At 55.8% G+C, this 15,237-nt stretch carries 16 protein-coding genes; 11 read left to right on the top strand and 5 right to left on the bottom strand.

What is annotated here, in order from left to right; all coding sequences use genetic code 11:
- Window positions 1-86: 86 nt before the first annotated feature.
- From H8705_RS08330 to H8705_RS08320, 3 genes are all read right to left on the bottom strand, one after another.
- On the bottom strand, window positions 87-1,817 hold the full coding sequence (locus H8705_RS08330) for an ABC transporter ATP-binding protein (RefSeq protein WP_262395409.1): 1,731 nt from the start codon (window positions 1,815-1,817) through the stop codon (window positions 87-89).
- Window positions 1,814-3,559, bottom strand: coding sequence for an ABC transporter ATP-binding protein (locus H8705_RS08325; protein WP_262395369.1), 1,746 nt, complete (start codon window positions 3,557-3,559; stop codon window positions 1,814-1,816). Before H8705_RS08325 ends, H8705_RS08330 begins: the two co-directional genes overlap by 4 nt.
- A 75-nt stretch (window positions 3,560-3,634) precedes the next feature.
- Window positions 3,635-4,264, bottom strand: a complete 630-nt coding sequence (locus H8705_RS08320; protein ID WP_006572684.1) for a TetR/AcrR family transcriptional regulator — start codon at window positions 4,262-4,264, stop codon at window positions 3,635-3,637.
- Between the two features lie 166 nt (window positions 4,265-4,430).
- Between H8705_RS08320 and H8705_RS08315 the strand changes: the two genes are divergently transcribed.
- The 6 genes from H8705_RS08315 to H8705_RS08290 all read left to right on the top strand — a co-directional run bounded on the left by H8705_RS08315 (window position 4,431) and on the right by H8705_RS08290 (window position 9,783).
- Complete coding sequence (locus H8705_RS08315) at window positions 4,431-5,051, top strand: TetR/AcrR family transcriptional regulator (protein ID WP_006572682.1); 621 nt, start codon at window positions 4,431-4,433, stop codon at window positions 5,049-5,051.
- 69 nt (window positions 5,052-5,120) lie between these two features.
- Window positions 5,121-6,872: an ABC transporter ATP-binding protein gene (locus H8705_RS08310; RefSeq protein WP_262395368.1), complete on the top strand. Its 1,752-nt coding sequence runs from the start codon at window positions 5,121-5,123 to the stop codon at window positions 6,870-6,872.
- Window positions 6,869-8,608, top strand: a complete 1,740-nt coding sequence (locus H8705_RS08305) for an ABC transporter ATP-binding protein (RefSeq protein ID WP_087270337.1) — start codon at window positions 6,869-6,871, stop codon at window positions 8,606-8,608. The genes H8705_RS08310 and H8705_RS08305 overlap by 4 nt, the downstream gene beginning before the upstream one ends.
- 166 nt (window positions 8,609-8,774) lie before the next feature.
- A complete protein-coding gene (locus tag H8705_RS08300) occupies window positions 8,775-9,341 on the top strand; it encodes a class I SAM-dependent methyltransferase (protein WP_262395367.1) in 567 nt (188 codons plus the stop codon).
- Between the two features lie 6 nt (window positions 9,342-9,347).
- Window positions 9,348-9,593, top strand: coding sequence for a heavy-metal-associated domain-containing protein (locus tag H8705_RS08295; RefSeq protein ID WP_087238112.1), 246 nt, complete (start codon window positions 9,348-9,350; stop codon window positions 9,591-9,593).
- A gap of 37 nt (window positions 9,594-9,630) precedes the next feature.
- Entirely contained in the window at window positions 9,631-9,783 is a 153-nt protein-coding gene (locus H8705_RS08290; RefSeq protein WP_262395366.1) for a hypothetical protein, read from the top strand.
- A gap of 288 nt (window positions 9,784-10,071) precedes the next feature.
- Here the strand turns inward: H8705_RS08290 and H8705_RS08285 are convergent, their stop codons facing one another.
- Complete coding sequence (locus H8705_RS08285) at window positions 10,072-10,470, bottom strand: metal-dependent transcriptional regulator (protein WP_193537364.1); 399 nt, start codon at window positions 10,468-10,470, stop codon at window positions 10,072-10,074.
- A gap of 288 nt (window positions 10,471-10,758) precedes the next feature.
- A complete protein-coding gene (locus tag H8705_RS08280) occupies window positions 10,759-11,172 on the bottom strand; it encodes a metal-dependent transcriptional regulator (protein ID WP_262395365.1) in 414 nt (137 codons plus the stop codon).
- Window positions 11,173-11,416: 244 nt separating this feature from the next.
- Here H8705_RS08280 and H8705_RS08275 point away from each other — a divergent pair, with 244 nt between their 5' ends.
- From H8705_RS08275 to H8705_RS08255, 5 genes are all read left to right on the top strand, one after another.
- Window positions 11,417-11,629 carry a FeoA family protein gene (locus H8705_RS08275; RefSeq protein ID WP_204741245.1) on the top strand — a complete coding sequence of 71 codons (213 nt, stop codon included), beginning with the start codon at window positions 11,417-11,419 and terminating at the stop codon, window positions 11,627-11,629.
- A 137-nt stretch (window positions 11,630-11,766) separates the two neighbouring features.
- Entirely contained in the window at window positions 11,767-13,770 is a 2,004-nt protein-coding gene (feoB, locus tag H8705_RS08270; protein ID WP_262395364.1) for a ferrous iron transport protein B, read from the top strand.
- Window positions 13,770-13,943, top strand: coding sequence for a FeoB-associated Cys-rich membrane protein (locus H8705_RS08265; RefSeq protein ID WP_139193410.1), 174 nt, complete (start codon window positions 13,770-13,772; stop codon window positions 13,941-13,943). Before feoB ends, H8705_RS08265 begins: the two co-directional genes overlap by 1 nt.
- Before the next feature lie 215 nt (window positions 13,944-14,158).
- Window positions 14,159-14,710: a DUF3793 family protein gene (locus H8705_RS08260; RefSeq protein ID WP_262395363.1), complete on the top strand. Its 552-nt coding sequence runs from the start codon at window positions 14,159-14,161 to the stop codon at window positions 14,708-14,710.
- 44 nt (window positions 14,711-14,754) lie between these two features.
- Window positions 14,755-15,177, top strand: coding sequence for a flavodoxin (locus H8705_RS08255; protein ID WP_262395362.1), 423 nt, complete (start codon window positions 14,755-14,757; stop codon window positions 15,175-15,177).
- Window positions 15,178-15,237 lie beyond the last annotated feature (60 nt).

The raw sequence follows: 15,237 nt of genomic DNA, 5'->3' as shown, positions 1-15,237 counted from the left end.
ATGAATCCAAAAGAGGGAGTGCCGCCACCGGAATGTATCCGGTGACAGCACTCCCTCTTTTCGTGATGATTTAGGAACGGCTTCTCTCAGAGCTTCCACTGGCCGGACTCTTTACGGCCAGATACGAACGCTTGATACAGGCCCCCCTGAGCCATGAGCTGGCTGTGGGTGCCCCGCTGAACGATCTGTCCGCCGTCCAGCACCAGGATCTGGTCGGCGTTGCGGACCGTCTTCAGCCGGTGAGCGATCATCAGAATGGTCTTGTTCCGAGTCAGGGCTTCAATGGCCTTTTGCAACCGGTCCTCATTCTCCGGGTCTACATTGGCGGTGGCTTCATCCAGAATCACGATGGGAGCATCCTTCAGGATAGCCCGGGCAATGGAGATGCGCTGCTTCTCGCCGCCGGAAAGACTGGAACCACCCTCGCCGATGACGGTGTCATAGCCTTGGGGCAGGGTGAGAATGAAGTCGTGGCAACAGGCTTTCTTCGCCGCAGCCACCATTTCCTCGTGGGTGGCATTGGGACATCCAAACTTGATGTTGTTTTCCACCGTGTCGGCAAAGAGATAGACCTTCTGAAATACCATGGAGATCTGATCCATCAGGTCCTCCAGAGTATAGTCCTTCACATTCTGACCGCCCACAAGGACGGTGCCGCTCTCCACATCCCAGAACCGGGCGATGAGATTACACAGTGTGGTTTTCCCGGAACCGCTGGGGCCCACGATGGCGGTGGTGGTTCTGTCCGGGATGGCGAAGGATACATCCCGCAGGATAGGCCGCTGGTCATAAGAGAACGAAACATGGTCGAAGGTAATGCTGTGCTCCCTGGGCGTGCCGGCCCGACCGGTCTCTGCCAGCTGGGGCATGGCGTCCGTCTCATCGGCATGGGCCATGCAGCTGCTGACGATACGCAGCAGGGACATGCCGCTGCCCGCCGAGGAGATCTGAGCAAAGACCAGGAAGGACATGATGACCACCATCAGAGCGTTGGCCAGAATCATCGTTCCGGAGAGATAGAACCATACCGCCGCAAGCATCATGGCCACGCTTCCCAGCTGGAGCGCGATCCCCTGCGCCATAATATAAGGGGTGAACATCTTTTCGATGTTCAGGTTGCTGCGGCAGTTGTATTCCAGTGCTTCCTGCAAGGTGCGGTCACCCCGTCCGGTGAGGTTGAAGGACTTCACCACGCTCATGCCCTGCACATACTCCAGCACCGCCTCCACCAACTTGGCCTCGGACTTCTGACGGTGCGGGGCGAGGGCGGCGGATTTTTGCTCCATGGCCGAGGTGATGAACAAATAAACTGCTGTGGCCGCCACCACAATGAGACCGATCCGCCAGTCAAAAATCAGGATCATCACCGTAAAGACCAGAGCGTTGAGCATCCCGCCCAGCATGGTCACCAACACCATGGGGGCCACAGTCTCCACATTGTCCAGTACAGTGGTGCAGACCCCGGTGAGCTCTCCCAGGCTGTTGTCGTTGAAGTAGCCCATGGGGACGGATTTCATCCGCTGCCCGATGGCCACGCGCTTATTTGCCGCCATGAAGTACCCTGCGTGGGTCTGCTCAAGCTGGGAGAAATATCTGGTCACAGCGCTGCCCAGAATACTGACTGCCAACAGGCCCAGCGCCTGCCACGCCGTGGCAGGGCCGGTTTTTCCATCCAGCAGAGCCAGGATGGTGTAGTAGATGGCGGCAATCTCAAACATATGGAATACCGCATTGAAAAAGCAGGCGATCACCGAGCGCCGGATGTTGCGCTGTTCCTCACCGGCAAACCGCCAGATACCTCTGAATGTCTCGATCATACCGTTTCTCCCTCCTTTGCGCCCATGTGAGCCTGCCACAGATCGGCGTACAACGGACAATGGCGCAGCAGGTCTTCATGCCTGCCCTGCGCCTCGATGCTTCCATCCTTCACCACCACGATCTGATCAGCGCCGATGATGGTGGACAGGCGGTGGGCAATGACGATGACCGTCTTACCCTCCACCAGTTTTGCCACTGCCCGCTGGACCACTGCTTCATTCTCCGGATCAATGTAGGCGGTGGCCTCGTCCAGAATCACCACGGGGGCGTTTTTCAGCATAGCCCGGGCGATGGCGATACACTGCCGCTCTCCTCCGGAGAGATGGGCGCCTCCGCCGCCCACCCGGGTGTCATAGCCATGCTCCAACTGGCGGATGAAACCGTCGCATCCGGCGGCTTTGGCGACTTGTTCCACTTCTTGATCCGTGGCATTTACCCGGCCCATACGGATATTTTCCCGGATGGTATCGTCAAAGAGGTAATTGTCCTGAGAAACAAAGGCCACCTGGTCATAGAGTTGTTCCAGCGGGATACGGCTTTCCTCCACGCCGCCCAGGGTAATGCGGCCCTCGGTCACATCCCAGAAACCGGCGATGAGCTTGGCAATGGTGGACTTGCCCGAACCGGAGGGACCAACCAAAGCGGTGAGGCTGCCGGCCGGAATGGTGAGGGAGATGTTGTGGAGGATCTCCTTGTCCTGGGCATACCCAAAGGAGACATGATCCAAGGCGATATCCGGTCTTCCCAGCTGTGCCGGCTGTGTTCCGTGATCCTGCTCCGGCTTCAGGAGGATCTCGTCCACCGAACCCACGATGGTACCCACCTTGGCAAGATTATCCACAAAGCCCATGGCGGCAATGAGAGGTCCCACAATGCTCATGGACAGGATGATGGTGGTGAGAAATAACTCTGCGGACAAGCTGCCGTCCGTGTAGAAGATCCAGCCCACAGGCAGCACCGTAATAAGCGTGGTGGGAGCGATGGCATAGGCCAGCGCCATTCCAAACTGGCATTTCTTCATCCAGTTGTAGTAGTAGGCAGCATTGGCTCGTACCCGGGAGGAGAACTTCTCATAGGAGTTCTTTCCCTGATTGAAAGCCTTGATGACCTCAATGCCGCCGATGTACTCCACAATGGTCTCGTTCATGGCCTGGGTCGTCTCCACCGCACCCTGATAGTCCTTGCCATAGCTGCCCATGATGGCCATCATAAAAGCCATGCCCACAGGAATGGACACCAGACTCAGCAATGCCATGCGCCAGTCCAGCGTAAACAGATACACGAGAACGCATACCGGCGCCAGCAGATTGGAGGTCATCTCCGGCAGCAGGTGGGCCAGTGTCGTCTCCATACTCTCCACCTGATCTACCACGATCTGTTTGAGCCGTCCGCTGGAGGTGTCCAGAATGTCTCCCAAGGGTAAGCGGGGCATTTTGGACAGAACCATCTTCCGGATGTCCCGCAGGATCTGGAAGGTGGCCTTGTGGGAGAGGGAGAGCGCCAGATTGTAAAGCAGAGTTTTGGCCAGATAGCCACCAAGGGCCACCATGCACCACAGAAGATAGAAGTTCCAGTCCCGCTGCCCGGTGAGAAGCGCTACCAGGATACGCCCTGCCGAGAGATACGGCAGCAGACCCAGCAGGACACCCGCCACCGCGCAGAAGATGGCGGCAATCAGGCCGCCGTGATGATCCTTGCCCAGCTGCCACAACCGCAGCAGTGGGCTTTGTGTTTGCTGCATAAATAAGCCTCCTTTAGTTAGTTATTGCTAACCTTTGGTTCTATGAAAAGGCCGCCGGAAAAGCGGCCTTTTGCACTACCGGAAGTTTTCAGGATGAAAAATCGTTTCAAATCCTGCCATGTGATAGCGGTTGAGCTGGCGGACATAGTGGAGCGCCCGGGCCTTATCCATGCGGTGCCGCACTGGCTCAAACATTCCGTTGAAGTAGGCGGTGGTAACGATATGGATCAAGTCCTCGGTGACCTGACCGGAGCGGACGCTCTCACAGCCGATGACCTCCATGTATTTGTAGGTGTAACTGACTTCGATCTCCACCAACTCGTCAATATAGTGGGCATATTCCGTCCCGGCGGCCCGGCGGAGTAGCAGTTCAAACTCCGGCAGGTGCTCATAGATGTAGTCAAACAGTCCCTCCTGGGCATGGGCGGTGTAACGCCCCATCTCCTCCTGCTGGGTTGGGCCGTCAAACTGGTGAAAAGACTCCTGAATCTCCAAAAAACGGCGCTTCAGCTCTCCCGCGGCAGGCTCCACCAGGGCCCGGAACAATCCCGCCTTGTCAGTAAAGCGGGTATAGATGGAGCCGGTGCTGGTTCCCGCCGCTTTGGCGATGTCCCGCAGGGAGGCCAGAGCAAAGCCTTTTTCCAAAAATTCCTGACGGGCGCAGCGGAGTACATTTTCATAGACCCCTTCGATCTGCTTTGCCATGGTATCGCCTCACAATCCAAAACAGTGTTTTATAACGATGTTTTGAATATACAACCAAAAAGCGAGTTTGTCAAGAGAGGATTTCCCCTTGACAGGGGCAGAAAGGGATGCTATATTGATAATAAGATTATCGGTAATCAAATTATCATTTGTCGGGAGGGGTGTTATGGCAAGACCGGATACTTCCATCGACCCTCGGATCATGGATAGTGCCAGAGAGGAGTTCCTGGCGCTTGGCTTTGAGAGGGCTTCCCTGAAATCCATCTGCCAGCGGGCTGGGGTGACAACCGGCGCCCTTTATAAGCGTTACGCCGGAAAAGAGGAGCTGTTTCGCGCTGTGGTGGCGGATACGGTGGCGGATTTGGATGCTGTTTATGAGGAGCGGACGGCGGTGCCGGCATCCGCCCTCTCCGACGAAGACCTGATCCGGGCGTGGTATATGGATGAGGAATACATGCTGTGGTGGTTCCGCTTTCTCAATGAGCGGCGGGATGGCTTTGTGCTGCTGCTCACCGGAGCGGAGGGCACCGCTTACGCCAACTTCCAGCACGACTGGGTGGAGAAAATGACGGAAGGCACCTGGACCTACTACGCCGAGGCCAGACGCCGGGGCTTGTGTACTGTGGATATGACGCAGGAGGAGCTCCATGTAGTCCTGTCCGCCTTCTGGACCACCATTTACGAGCCCTTTATCCACGCCTTCGCCTGGCCGGAGATCCAGCGCCACTGCACTTTGGTCTGCCGTCTCTTTGACTGGTACGCTGCCCTGGGATTCCCCAAGGGATGAAAAACGCCTCTGCGGAGGCTTTTTTCTCGCTAATAAGTTAGCAATAACTAACTAAAAAGGAGTGATACTGTGTTTCAAAAAGTCCTGCGCTACACTGGACGCCACCGGAAGACGACTTATGCCTCCATTCTGGTACTGGTGGCCGGCGTGGCCATGAGCGTGCTGCCCTATTTCTTCCTCTACCGCCTGCTGAGACCCCTGCTGACTGGGGGCAGTCTCACATTGGAGGAAACCCTGTTCAACGCCGGGGCCATGGCTCTGTGCATGGTCCTCTACGGCCTTCTCTATGTGGAGGGGCTGGCACTGTCCCACCGTTCCGCCTATCATACTTTGGAAAACCTCCGGCTCCATCTCCAGAGCAAGCTGGAAAAGCAGCCCCTGGGCGCGATCCAGGAGAAGGGCGTTGGCGTCTGGAAGAAGATGTTCATTGACGACATCGAGAGTATGGAGCTGCTGCTGGCCCACGCCCTGCCGGAAGGGCTGTCCAATCTGGCGGTGCCGGTGGTGGTATTTGCGGCCATGTTTCTCACGGACTGGAAGCTGGGCCTGCTTTCCCTCTGCTCCCTTCCGCTGGGCGTGCTGGCCATGGGCATGATGTACCGCTCCGGCATGAGCAAGATGGGAGACTACTACGCCGCCGGGCAGAAAATGAACAACACCATCGTGGAGTACATCAACGGCATGGAAGTCGTGAAAGTCTTCAACCGGGACGGAGAGTCATATCACCGCTTTGAGACCGATGTAAAAAACTACCGTGATTTTACTCTGGATTGGTTCCGGGCCTGCTGGCTGTGGATGGCCCTCTACACCAGCATTTTGCCCTGCGTGGCGCTGGTGCTGCTGCCAGCCGGCGGCTATCTGGTACTCACCGGCGCCTCCACCTTGCCGGATTACGCGCTGGTATTGTGCATGTCTTTTTCCGTGGGACCGCCTCTGATCCGAGCCATGAACTTTATGTCGGTGCTGCCCCAGCTGAGCTACAAGATTGACCAAATGGAATCTCTGTTCAATATTCCGCCCCTGAAAGAAGGAAAAACGGATTTCAACGGAAACGATTTGCAGATCCGCTTTGAGAATGTGCGGTTTTCTTATGAAAAGGACGAAGTCCTCCACGGCATCTCCTTCTCTGTCCCACAGGGGAGCCTCACTGCGTTGGTGGGAGAATCCGGCAGCGGGAAGTCGACCCTTGCCAAGCTGCTGGTCCACTTTTACGATGTGACGGACGGACACATCACGCTGGGGGGGCAAGACCTGCGAGAGATGTCCCTCGCCTCTCTGAATGAGCAGATCTCCTTCGTCGCGCAGGAGCAGTTCCTGTTCAACACCAGCCTGTTGGAGAACATCCGGCTGGGAAGACCCGGCGCCACCGACGAGGAGGTGCTGGCGGCGGCGGAACGGGCTCAATGCGGAGAGTTTCTGAAACGGCTGGAAAAAGGAATCTATACCATGGCCGGCGATGGCGGCAAAGGGCTTTCCGGCGGGGAGCGGCAGCGGATCGCCCTGGCCCGGGCGATTTTGAAGGACGCTCCCATCGTGGTGCTGGATGAGGCCACCGCTTTTTTGGACCCGGAGAATGAGGAGAAAATGAACGCCGCCATTGCCGAGGTGATCCGGGGCAAGACGGTCATCGTCATCGCCCACCGGCTTCAGTCCATTGCAGGTGCCGATCAGATCGTGGTGCTGGATCAGGGCAATGTGGCAGGGATTGGCCGCCACGATACATTGCGAAAGACTTGCCCCGCCTATGAAAAACTGTGGCGGGCTGCCGAGGGAGCCGCTGCCTGGCGTGTCTCTGCGGAGAAAGGAGGCGACGAGGCATGATCGCGCTGATGAAACGAATCCTGTCCGTATCCGGCCCCTATCAGGGGCGGATCAAGCTGGCCTTTGTCTTTGCGTTCCTGAAGGCCATGCTGTCCAAGGCCCCCATCGGTCTGTCCTTCTTGGCCCTGAGCGCTTTTCTCCAGGGAACCATGACGGCACGGCTGTGCCTGTGGCTGGCGGTGGGCACGGTGGGCTGCGTTCTGCTGGAGTGCCTGTGCCAGAACATCGCCGACCGGCTCCAGGCCGCGGCGGGCTATATGGTATTCGCCGATCTGCGCATGGAGCTGGGACGGCATCTGCGCCGCCTGCCCATGGGCTATTTCACAGAGGGCAACATCGGCAAAATCAGTTCCGTTCTGTCCACCGACATGGTGTTCATTGAGGAGAACTGTATGCACGACATTGCCAACATGATGAGCTATACCTTTGCCCAAGCCATTCTTGTGCTGTGGCTGGCCTTCCTGAATCCCTGGCTGGGACTGGCCGCCTTGGTGGTGGTAGGGATCATTTGGCAGCTGGGCCGCGCTTCCCTGGGGAGCACCCTGGCTCACTCTGATGTCCGACAGGAGCAGAGCGAGGCTCTCACACGGGCAGTGCTGGACTATGTGGAGGGCATTGGTATTGCCAAGACCTTCAACCTGCTGGGAGAGCGTTCCGAGCAACTCACCGAAAATTTCGCCCGGAGCCGCAAGGTCAGCATCGAGTTCGAGGAGAGCCAGGCTCCCTGGATGCGGGCCCTCTATCTGGTGTGCGGTCTGGGCTCGGTGCTGATAATCCCCCTGTCACTCTGGCTCTATGGCCGTGGGCAGCTCTCCATCACCTTCCTGCTGGGTGTCTTGCTCTTCGTCTTTGACCTCTTCGGCCCCATTAAGGCACTCTACAGCCAAGCCACCCGCCTGACGGTGATGAACGCCTGCATGGACCGGATCGAGGCGGTACTGGCCCAGCCAGAACTACCTGACCGGGGCCGGGAGACCTTACCCAAAGCCGGCGGTGCCCCGGAGGTGGAGTTCCGAAATGTCACCTTCGCCTACGGGGAGAAAGAGGTACTGCATGATGTCTCTTTCACACTGGAGAAAAACCGGATGCTGGCCCTGGTGGGGCCCTCTGGCGGCGGTAAAAGTACGGTAGCCAACCTGCTCTCCCGGTTTTGGGATGTCAAACAGGGCCAAATCTTAGTGCGGGGCAGGGATATCCGCGATATTCCTCTTTCTGATCTGATGGATCAGATCTCTATGGTGTTCCAGCGGGTCTACTTATTCCAGGATACCGTCTATAACAACATCGCCATGGGGCGGACAGACGCCACACGGGAGGAGGTCTATGAGGCAGCCAGAAAAGCCCGATGCTATGACTTCATCATGGAGCTGCCCGACGGCTTTGACACGGTCATCGGCGAAGGTGGAGCCAGCCTATCCGGCGGAGAGCGGCAGCGGATCTCCATTGCTCGCTGCATTCTGAAGGATGCTCCCATCGTCATTCTGGATGAGGCCACTGCCAGCGTGGACGCCGACAATGAGAGCTACATCCAGGAGGCCATCACCCAACTGTGCCGGGGCAAGACCCTGCTGGTCATTGCCCACCGGCTCAATACCATTCGTCACGCCGATGAGATCCTGGTTATCGACCAGGGGCGCATCGTTCAGGCTGGCGCCCACGACACACTTATGGAGGAGGAGGGCATTTATCGCCGCTTCATCACCGCCCGCTCCAATCCCACCAGTTGGTGCCGGTAAAGGCAGAGGCGCGAAAGAAAAGAATGACCGGGATGCGTGTCCCGGTCATTCTTCGTTCCAGCTTCTTCCCTTGATTGATCCCGGGGGGCATACAAATCCAATATAGTGGCATCTTGCAATTTCATGCGACAAAGAGTATGATGTAGTTAGCGGGCACTAACGGGACATGGACGTACTGGAGTTGGCCTGCGGAACAGGCCAGCTGTCCGTGCCGCTGTCTCCATGTGTCCGGAGCTGGGAGGCAACCGACTTTTCAGCTGAAATGATCCGTCAGGCCAAAAAGCAGGTGCATTCGTCCCGGCTCCATTTCTCCGTCCAGGACGCTACCAAGCTGCCCTACGGCCCGGAGAGCTTCGATGCAGTCGTGATCTCCAACGCCCTCCATGTCATGCCTCACCCGGAAAAAGCTCTGGCGGAAGCCTGGCGGGTTCTGAAGCCGGGGGGATGGCTGTTCGCCCCCACCTTTGTCTGGGGCAAAAGCCGAAGCGCCAGACTCCGGCTCTGGTTCATGGGGCTTTCAGGCTTTCGGGTGTATCATGTCTGGACTGCCGGGGAGCTGATGGCATACCTGTCCGAGCGCGGCTATTCCATCGTTCGCCATCCGCTTCTCGGAAGTTCGTTGGCGCCGCTGTGCTGTCTGATGGCCAGGAAGATCCCCGATGAACGGACCGCGGCACGGCAGACCACCTTCCGGTCCGCGCAGCTCGATGATCCAAAAGTCAAGAAGGAGTGAGAGAACATGTGGAAGTACACAGTGGAAGTCAATGGAATGATGTGCGGGATGTGCGAGGCCCATGTCAATGACGCTGTGCGCAAAGCCTGCCCGGTCAAAAAGGTGAGTTCTTCCCGGAGCAAAAACCAGACCGTGATCCTCTCTGAAACAGAGCTGGACACGGAGGTGCTCATGAACGCCATTCGCGGCACGGGGTATGAGGTCGGAGCGATCCAGAAAGAGCCGTATAAAAAAAGAGGACTATTCGGTTGAGTTCATTGGCGGCAGCGGTCAGAAAAGAGGCGTGAATATGAACACGGCAATGCAGTCGTTTGGATATGGATTAGCGGCTCTGCTGTTTTGCATCGCTATTCTTGGCGTGTGCCATAACATCAAAAAAACTGCCCGAAAAGTTTTGAAAAGCCAGCAGCCACATAAGGGCGATCTATCGCAAAAGTTTTGATTTATGTCACAGAATTGCTTAGTTGTGAACTTATCCCTATCAAAATAAGCGGTGGATGCGTTGTTGCATCCACCGCTTTATATGTTGCTTATCATCCTTCCCGGTGGCGTTACCCACGCGCTTGCCGGATGTTGCACTGCTGCCATTATCATTCCAGTAACTCCAGCGGCACCACGCAAAGCTAAAAAGCCGCCTTTGATCAATCTGTTCTTAATAGCCTCCTGATAAAAGCATGATCGGTACCGAATGTCATTTCAACGCAGGGGGGCAAGCAGCTCTTTCCACAATTCAATCGGCACAGGTTCCTCCAGCCGAATGGTTGGTATATTCTTTTTTGAGTCGCTTTAATCTCTCAAAGGATTCCGTGCTGATTGCGTGTTCAATGCGACAGGCTTCCTTTTCTGCGGTTTTCGGGTCAACACCGGCCTCCATCAGCATCGCAGAGAAGAATTGGTGCTTTTCCAGTGTGATTTCGGCGACAGAACGGCCCGCTTCGGTCAAGATCAGGAAACGACGCTCGTCCATTCGCAGAAATCCTTTCGCACGCAGAGAGGCAACCGCGTGGCATACACTTGGCTTCGATACCTCCAGATGCTGTGCTACATCCACAGACCGTACCACCCCCATTCTCCTCTGAAGGAGTAGGATAGCTTCCAGATAATCTTCCGCTGACGCACGCACTTCCAATCCCATCACTCCTTGTCCATCCGGCAACCACTATGGTTTTGAGCCAAGTCCAGACCTTCTTTTCATGGGAAGGCTATTGTCTGAATTCAATAAAGCAAAAGAATCCAAGTGGTTAGCTTTTGCTAACCACTTGGATTCTAACATACACCGATACTGTTGTCAATGTGTGTATCCCGTCCGCAACCCCTTGCCCTCTCGGCAGGTAGCGGTCTGTACCCTGAGCGTTCGGATTTCCTGTCAGCGGTGTAGCTTTCTGAAGATCAGTCCTGTGCTCCTGAAGACTCTACATCAGATATTTTTGTCTGATTCAGGTGAGCCTGCATGGCGGCGAAGGATTTTTGTCTGATTCAGGTGAGCCTGCATGGCGGCGAAGGATTTTTCGCTGATCACATGCTCGATCCTGCAGGCATCCTCTGCGGCTGTTTTTTCATCCACGCCAAGACCCTTGAGCATTTCTGTCAGTACCGTGTGCCGGGTGTACATAGTCTCAGCAATGGCGAGACCTTTTGACGTCAGAGTGATTGCGCCCTCTCCGTCAACCTCCACATAACCGTCTTTTTTTAGAATGGACAATGCACGGCTGACGCTGGGCTTGGTATAGCCCATCTGTTCTCCCACGTCAATGGCCCGCACAAAGGATTTTGTTTGCCTTAAAATATAAATGGTCTCCAAATACATCTGACCAGATTCATGGATTGCCATACAAGACCTCCATTGGATAAAGCATTTTGATTATTATAGCACAGTCCGGAAAAATGAACCAGCCTGTTTATCGGAAACAGAGATTTTCTTTTCTGAACATAGGTTCCCGCTTGACAATTGATTTGGCATGGTATATTATAGTAGAGGGTTAGATATTGCTAACCTAATTTTTTCGTGGCCTGGTTTCCTATCGCTAACCAGGCTGTGAGCAAGTGATCGAATCAACGCTGAAAAGGTGATGGATATGACATTGTTGGATGCTCTGGACGGGCAGGAATATATCATCAAGCAAATCAATACGGACGATGAGGAGCTGAATGCTTTCCTTTTTTCTTTGGGTTGCTATGTGGGAGAGCCGGTGACCGTGGTATCCCACCTCAAGGGCGGCTGCGTGGTTTCCATCAAGGATGGCCGCTACAATATCGACAACCAGCTGGCCTCGGCCATCGAGATATAAGATCTGGAGCACTTATTACGCCCCAGAGCCCCAGATCTAAGGTATTCATTCATGTTTATTCTGCCCAACGGTTAGCGTAGGGCAACCGCTGAGTTGTGAATAAAGTACATCGCACACATAGAGAAGGAGGAAATTTCATGCGTATTGCCTTGACTGGCAACCCGAACTCCGGCAAAACCACCATGTACAACGCCCTCACCGGGCGAAATGAGAAGGTGGGCAACTGGGCCGGCGTGACGGTTGAAAAGAAGGAGCACCCCATTAAGAAAGCCTACTGCAGCGGGACGGAAGATCTGATCGCCGTAGATCTGCCCGGCGCCTACTCCATGTCTCCGTTCACATCAGAGGAGAGCATCACCAGCTCCTATGTAAAGCACGAACATCCCGATGCCATCATTAACATTGTGGATGCCACCAACCTGAGCCGCAGCCTGTTCTTCACGACCCAGCTGCTGGAACTGGGCATCCCCGTGGTGGTTGCCCTCAACAAAAGCGACATTAACGCCAAGAAGCAAACCACCATTGACACGGCTGCCCTCTCTGCGAAGCTGGGCTGCCCGGTGGTAGAGACCGTCTCCACTGCTGCAGAAGGGCTGAAAGCTGTGGTGGATGCCGCGGTTGCACAAAGCGGTAAAACCCAAAGAGCTCCCTATGTCCAGGGCGACATCGATCTGACTGACAAGAAAGTTGTAGAGGAAGCCGACCGCAAGCGTTTCGCCTTTGTCAATTCCCTGGTCTCCCAGGTGGAGAAGCGGAAGGTCCTCACCAAGGACAAGGGCAAGGGGGACGCCATTGACGCGGTGCTGACCAACAAGTTTCTGGGCATCCCTATCTTTGCCGTGGTCATGTTCCTGGTGTTCCAGATTTCTCAGGTGTGGGTGGGCACACCCGTTGCTGATTATCTGGTGGGCTGGATTGAAACCTTCCAGGGCTATGTGGCAGACAGTCTTGCTGATGCCAATCCGCTGCTGACTGCTCTTTTGGCTGACGGTATCATCGGCGGCGTGGGCGCTGTGGTGGGCTTCCTTCCCTTGGTGATGATCATGTACTTCCTCATCGCCCTGCTGGAGGACTGTGGCTATATGTCCCGTGTCTCCGTGGTGCTGGATCCCATCTTCAAGAAAGTGGGCCTTTCCGGTAAGTCTGTGATTCCCTTCGTCATCGGCACGGGCTGCGCCATTCCCGGTGTCATGGCCAGCCGTACTATCCGCAACGAGCGGGAGCGCCGGGCCACTGCTATGCTGACCCCCTTCATGCCCTGTGGAGCCAAGATTCCCGTCATCGCCCTGTTTGCCGGTGCCTTCTTTGATGACGCAGGCTGGGTCAGTTTCACCATGTACTTTACCGGCATCGTCCTGATCTTCCTGGGCGCTCTGCTGGTCAACAAGATCGCCGGCTACAAGAACCGGAAGTCTTTCTTCATCATCGAGCTGCCGGAGTATAAGGTACCTTCTCTCTGGTTCGCTTTCAAAGCTATGTGTGCCCGGGGATGGGCCTATATCGTGAAGGCCGCCACCATTATTCTGCTGTGCAACACCGCCGTGCAGATCATGCAGACCTTCAACTGGAGCTTTGCCGTGGCGGAGACTGCCGACAGCTCTATTCTGGCCTCCATTGCTGGTCCCTTTGCCTATCTGCTGGTTCCCATCGTTGGTGTTCTTAGTTGGCAGCTGGCCGCCGCCGCCGTCACTGGTTTTATTGCCAAGGAAAATGTGGTGGGCACATTGGCCGTCTGCTTTGTGGGTCTGGAAAACCTCATTGATACCGATGCTCTTGAGATGATGGAAGGCGCTGGCGCTGAGGTGGCTGGAATTATTGCCATTACAAAGGTGGCGGCTTTGGCCTACTTAATGTTCAACCTGTACACACCTCCCTGCTTTGCCGCCATCGGTGCCATGAACTCCGAGATGAAGAGCGCTAAGTGGCTGTGGGGCGGTATCGGCCTCCAGCTGGGTACTGGCTACACAGTGGGCTTCCTGGTCTACCAGATCGGCACCCTGATCACCACCGGTTCCATTGGCGCCGGCTTTGTCCCCGGTCTCATCGCTGTAATTGTGTTCGCCGCAGTTCTGGTGTGGCTGTGCCTGAAGGCGGATAAGGATCTGAAGCAGGAGTATGCGCTGAATGGAGCGAGAGCCTGATGATCGACTATATCGTAATTGGCATTCTTGTGGTAATTATCGCAGCCGCTGCGTTCTATGTCTATAAAGCAAAAAAGAGCGGCAAGAAGTGTATCGGTTGCCCGGATGGATGCTCTTGCAGTTCCAAAAAGGCAGACCAGCATCACTGCTGCTGCAGTACCCACGAGAAATAGAAAAGATGCGGGGGCCTTCCGTTTGGATGGCCCCCGCTGATCATTTCATGCATCCATGAACTTTCCTATTGACAAACACGATTTGATATATTAAAATCAGGATGCAGGTTAGCTATCGCTAACCACTGGGAGAAATCCCAATAATTTTTTGCATATGGGTTAGCGATTGCTAACTTCCTGCTTTGGAAGCGACATACCATATAAGGAGGCGTGTTATGTCAGAAGATCTGCTGATTCGTCACTGTTCTCCCACCCTGGCGGGAATCAAGACGGGAAACCTCTTTTCCTGTGCCTGCCCCAGCCGGAAGGATCTGACGAAAGACTTGTGTCGACTGAACAAGAAACTGGTTCCCAGAGGAATACGCGTCCTTCCGCTCCGGGTTCGCAAAGGCCGCGCTTTGATCTATGCCTACCGGCCCAATGCATTGGAGAGCGATCTGACCGATCAGCGGGCCAGAGCCTTGCTTCTCAAATACGGCTATGTGCCGGAAAACCCCAATGGCTGCGTGGTTCACCTCATCCGCCGGCTCCGGAGCGAGGGGGAATTCCCCCATGAGATCGGCCTGTTTTTGAGCTATCCCCCTGAGGATGTGCTGGGCTTCATCTGCAATCGGGCGTGCAATCACAAATGCGTGGGCTGCTGGAAGGTCTACGGCAACGAACAGGCCGCCAGAAATATCTTTGAGAAATACGAGATGTGCAGCAAAATCTACTTCCGGCAGTGGCAGCAAGGGAAATCCATCGAGCAGCTCACCGTGGCTGGTTGATGTTTCTACCATAACAAATCCAGAAAGAAAGGTCGTTGAGTCTTATGAGTAAAGTTGCAGTTGTGTATTGGAGCGGCACGGGAAACACCGAGGCCATGGCCATGGCGGTGGCTGAAGGCGCCAAGGGCAAGGGCGCCGAGGTATCTGTGATCACCGCCGCGGAGTTCTCCCCGGAGCAGGTCAGCGAATATTCCGCCATCGCCTTTGGCTGCCCCTCCATGGGGGCGGAGCAGCTGGAGGAGAGCGAGTTCGAGCCCATGTTCACCGCCTGTGAGGGCAGGCTGAGCGGGAAGAACATCGCCTTGTTCGGCTCCTACGGCTGGGGCGATGGCGAATGGATGCGCAGCTGGGAATCTCGCTGCAACGACGACGGCGCCAATCTGGCCTGTGACAGCGTGATCTGCAACGAAGCTCCGGACGATGACGCTCTGGCGGCTTGTCGCGAACTGGGCGCGTCGCTGGCCTGACAAAAACACCGCAGAAGGCAGGAGGCGCTCGTCTCCTGCCTTCTGCCTGTATCCCCGGTC

The organism is Youxingia wuxianensis (assembly GCF_014385085.1).
Classification (GTDB): domain Bacteria; phylum Bacillota; class Clostridia; order Oscillospirales; family Ruminococcaceae; genus Youxingia; species Youxingia wuxianensis.
Note: the sequence above shows the minus strand (reverse complement) of the source record. Positions and strands in the feature narration are given on the sequence as shown.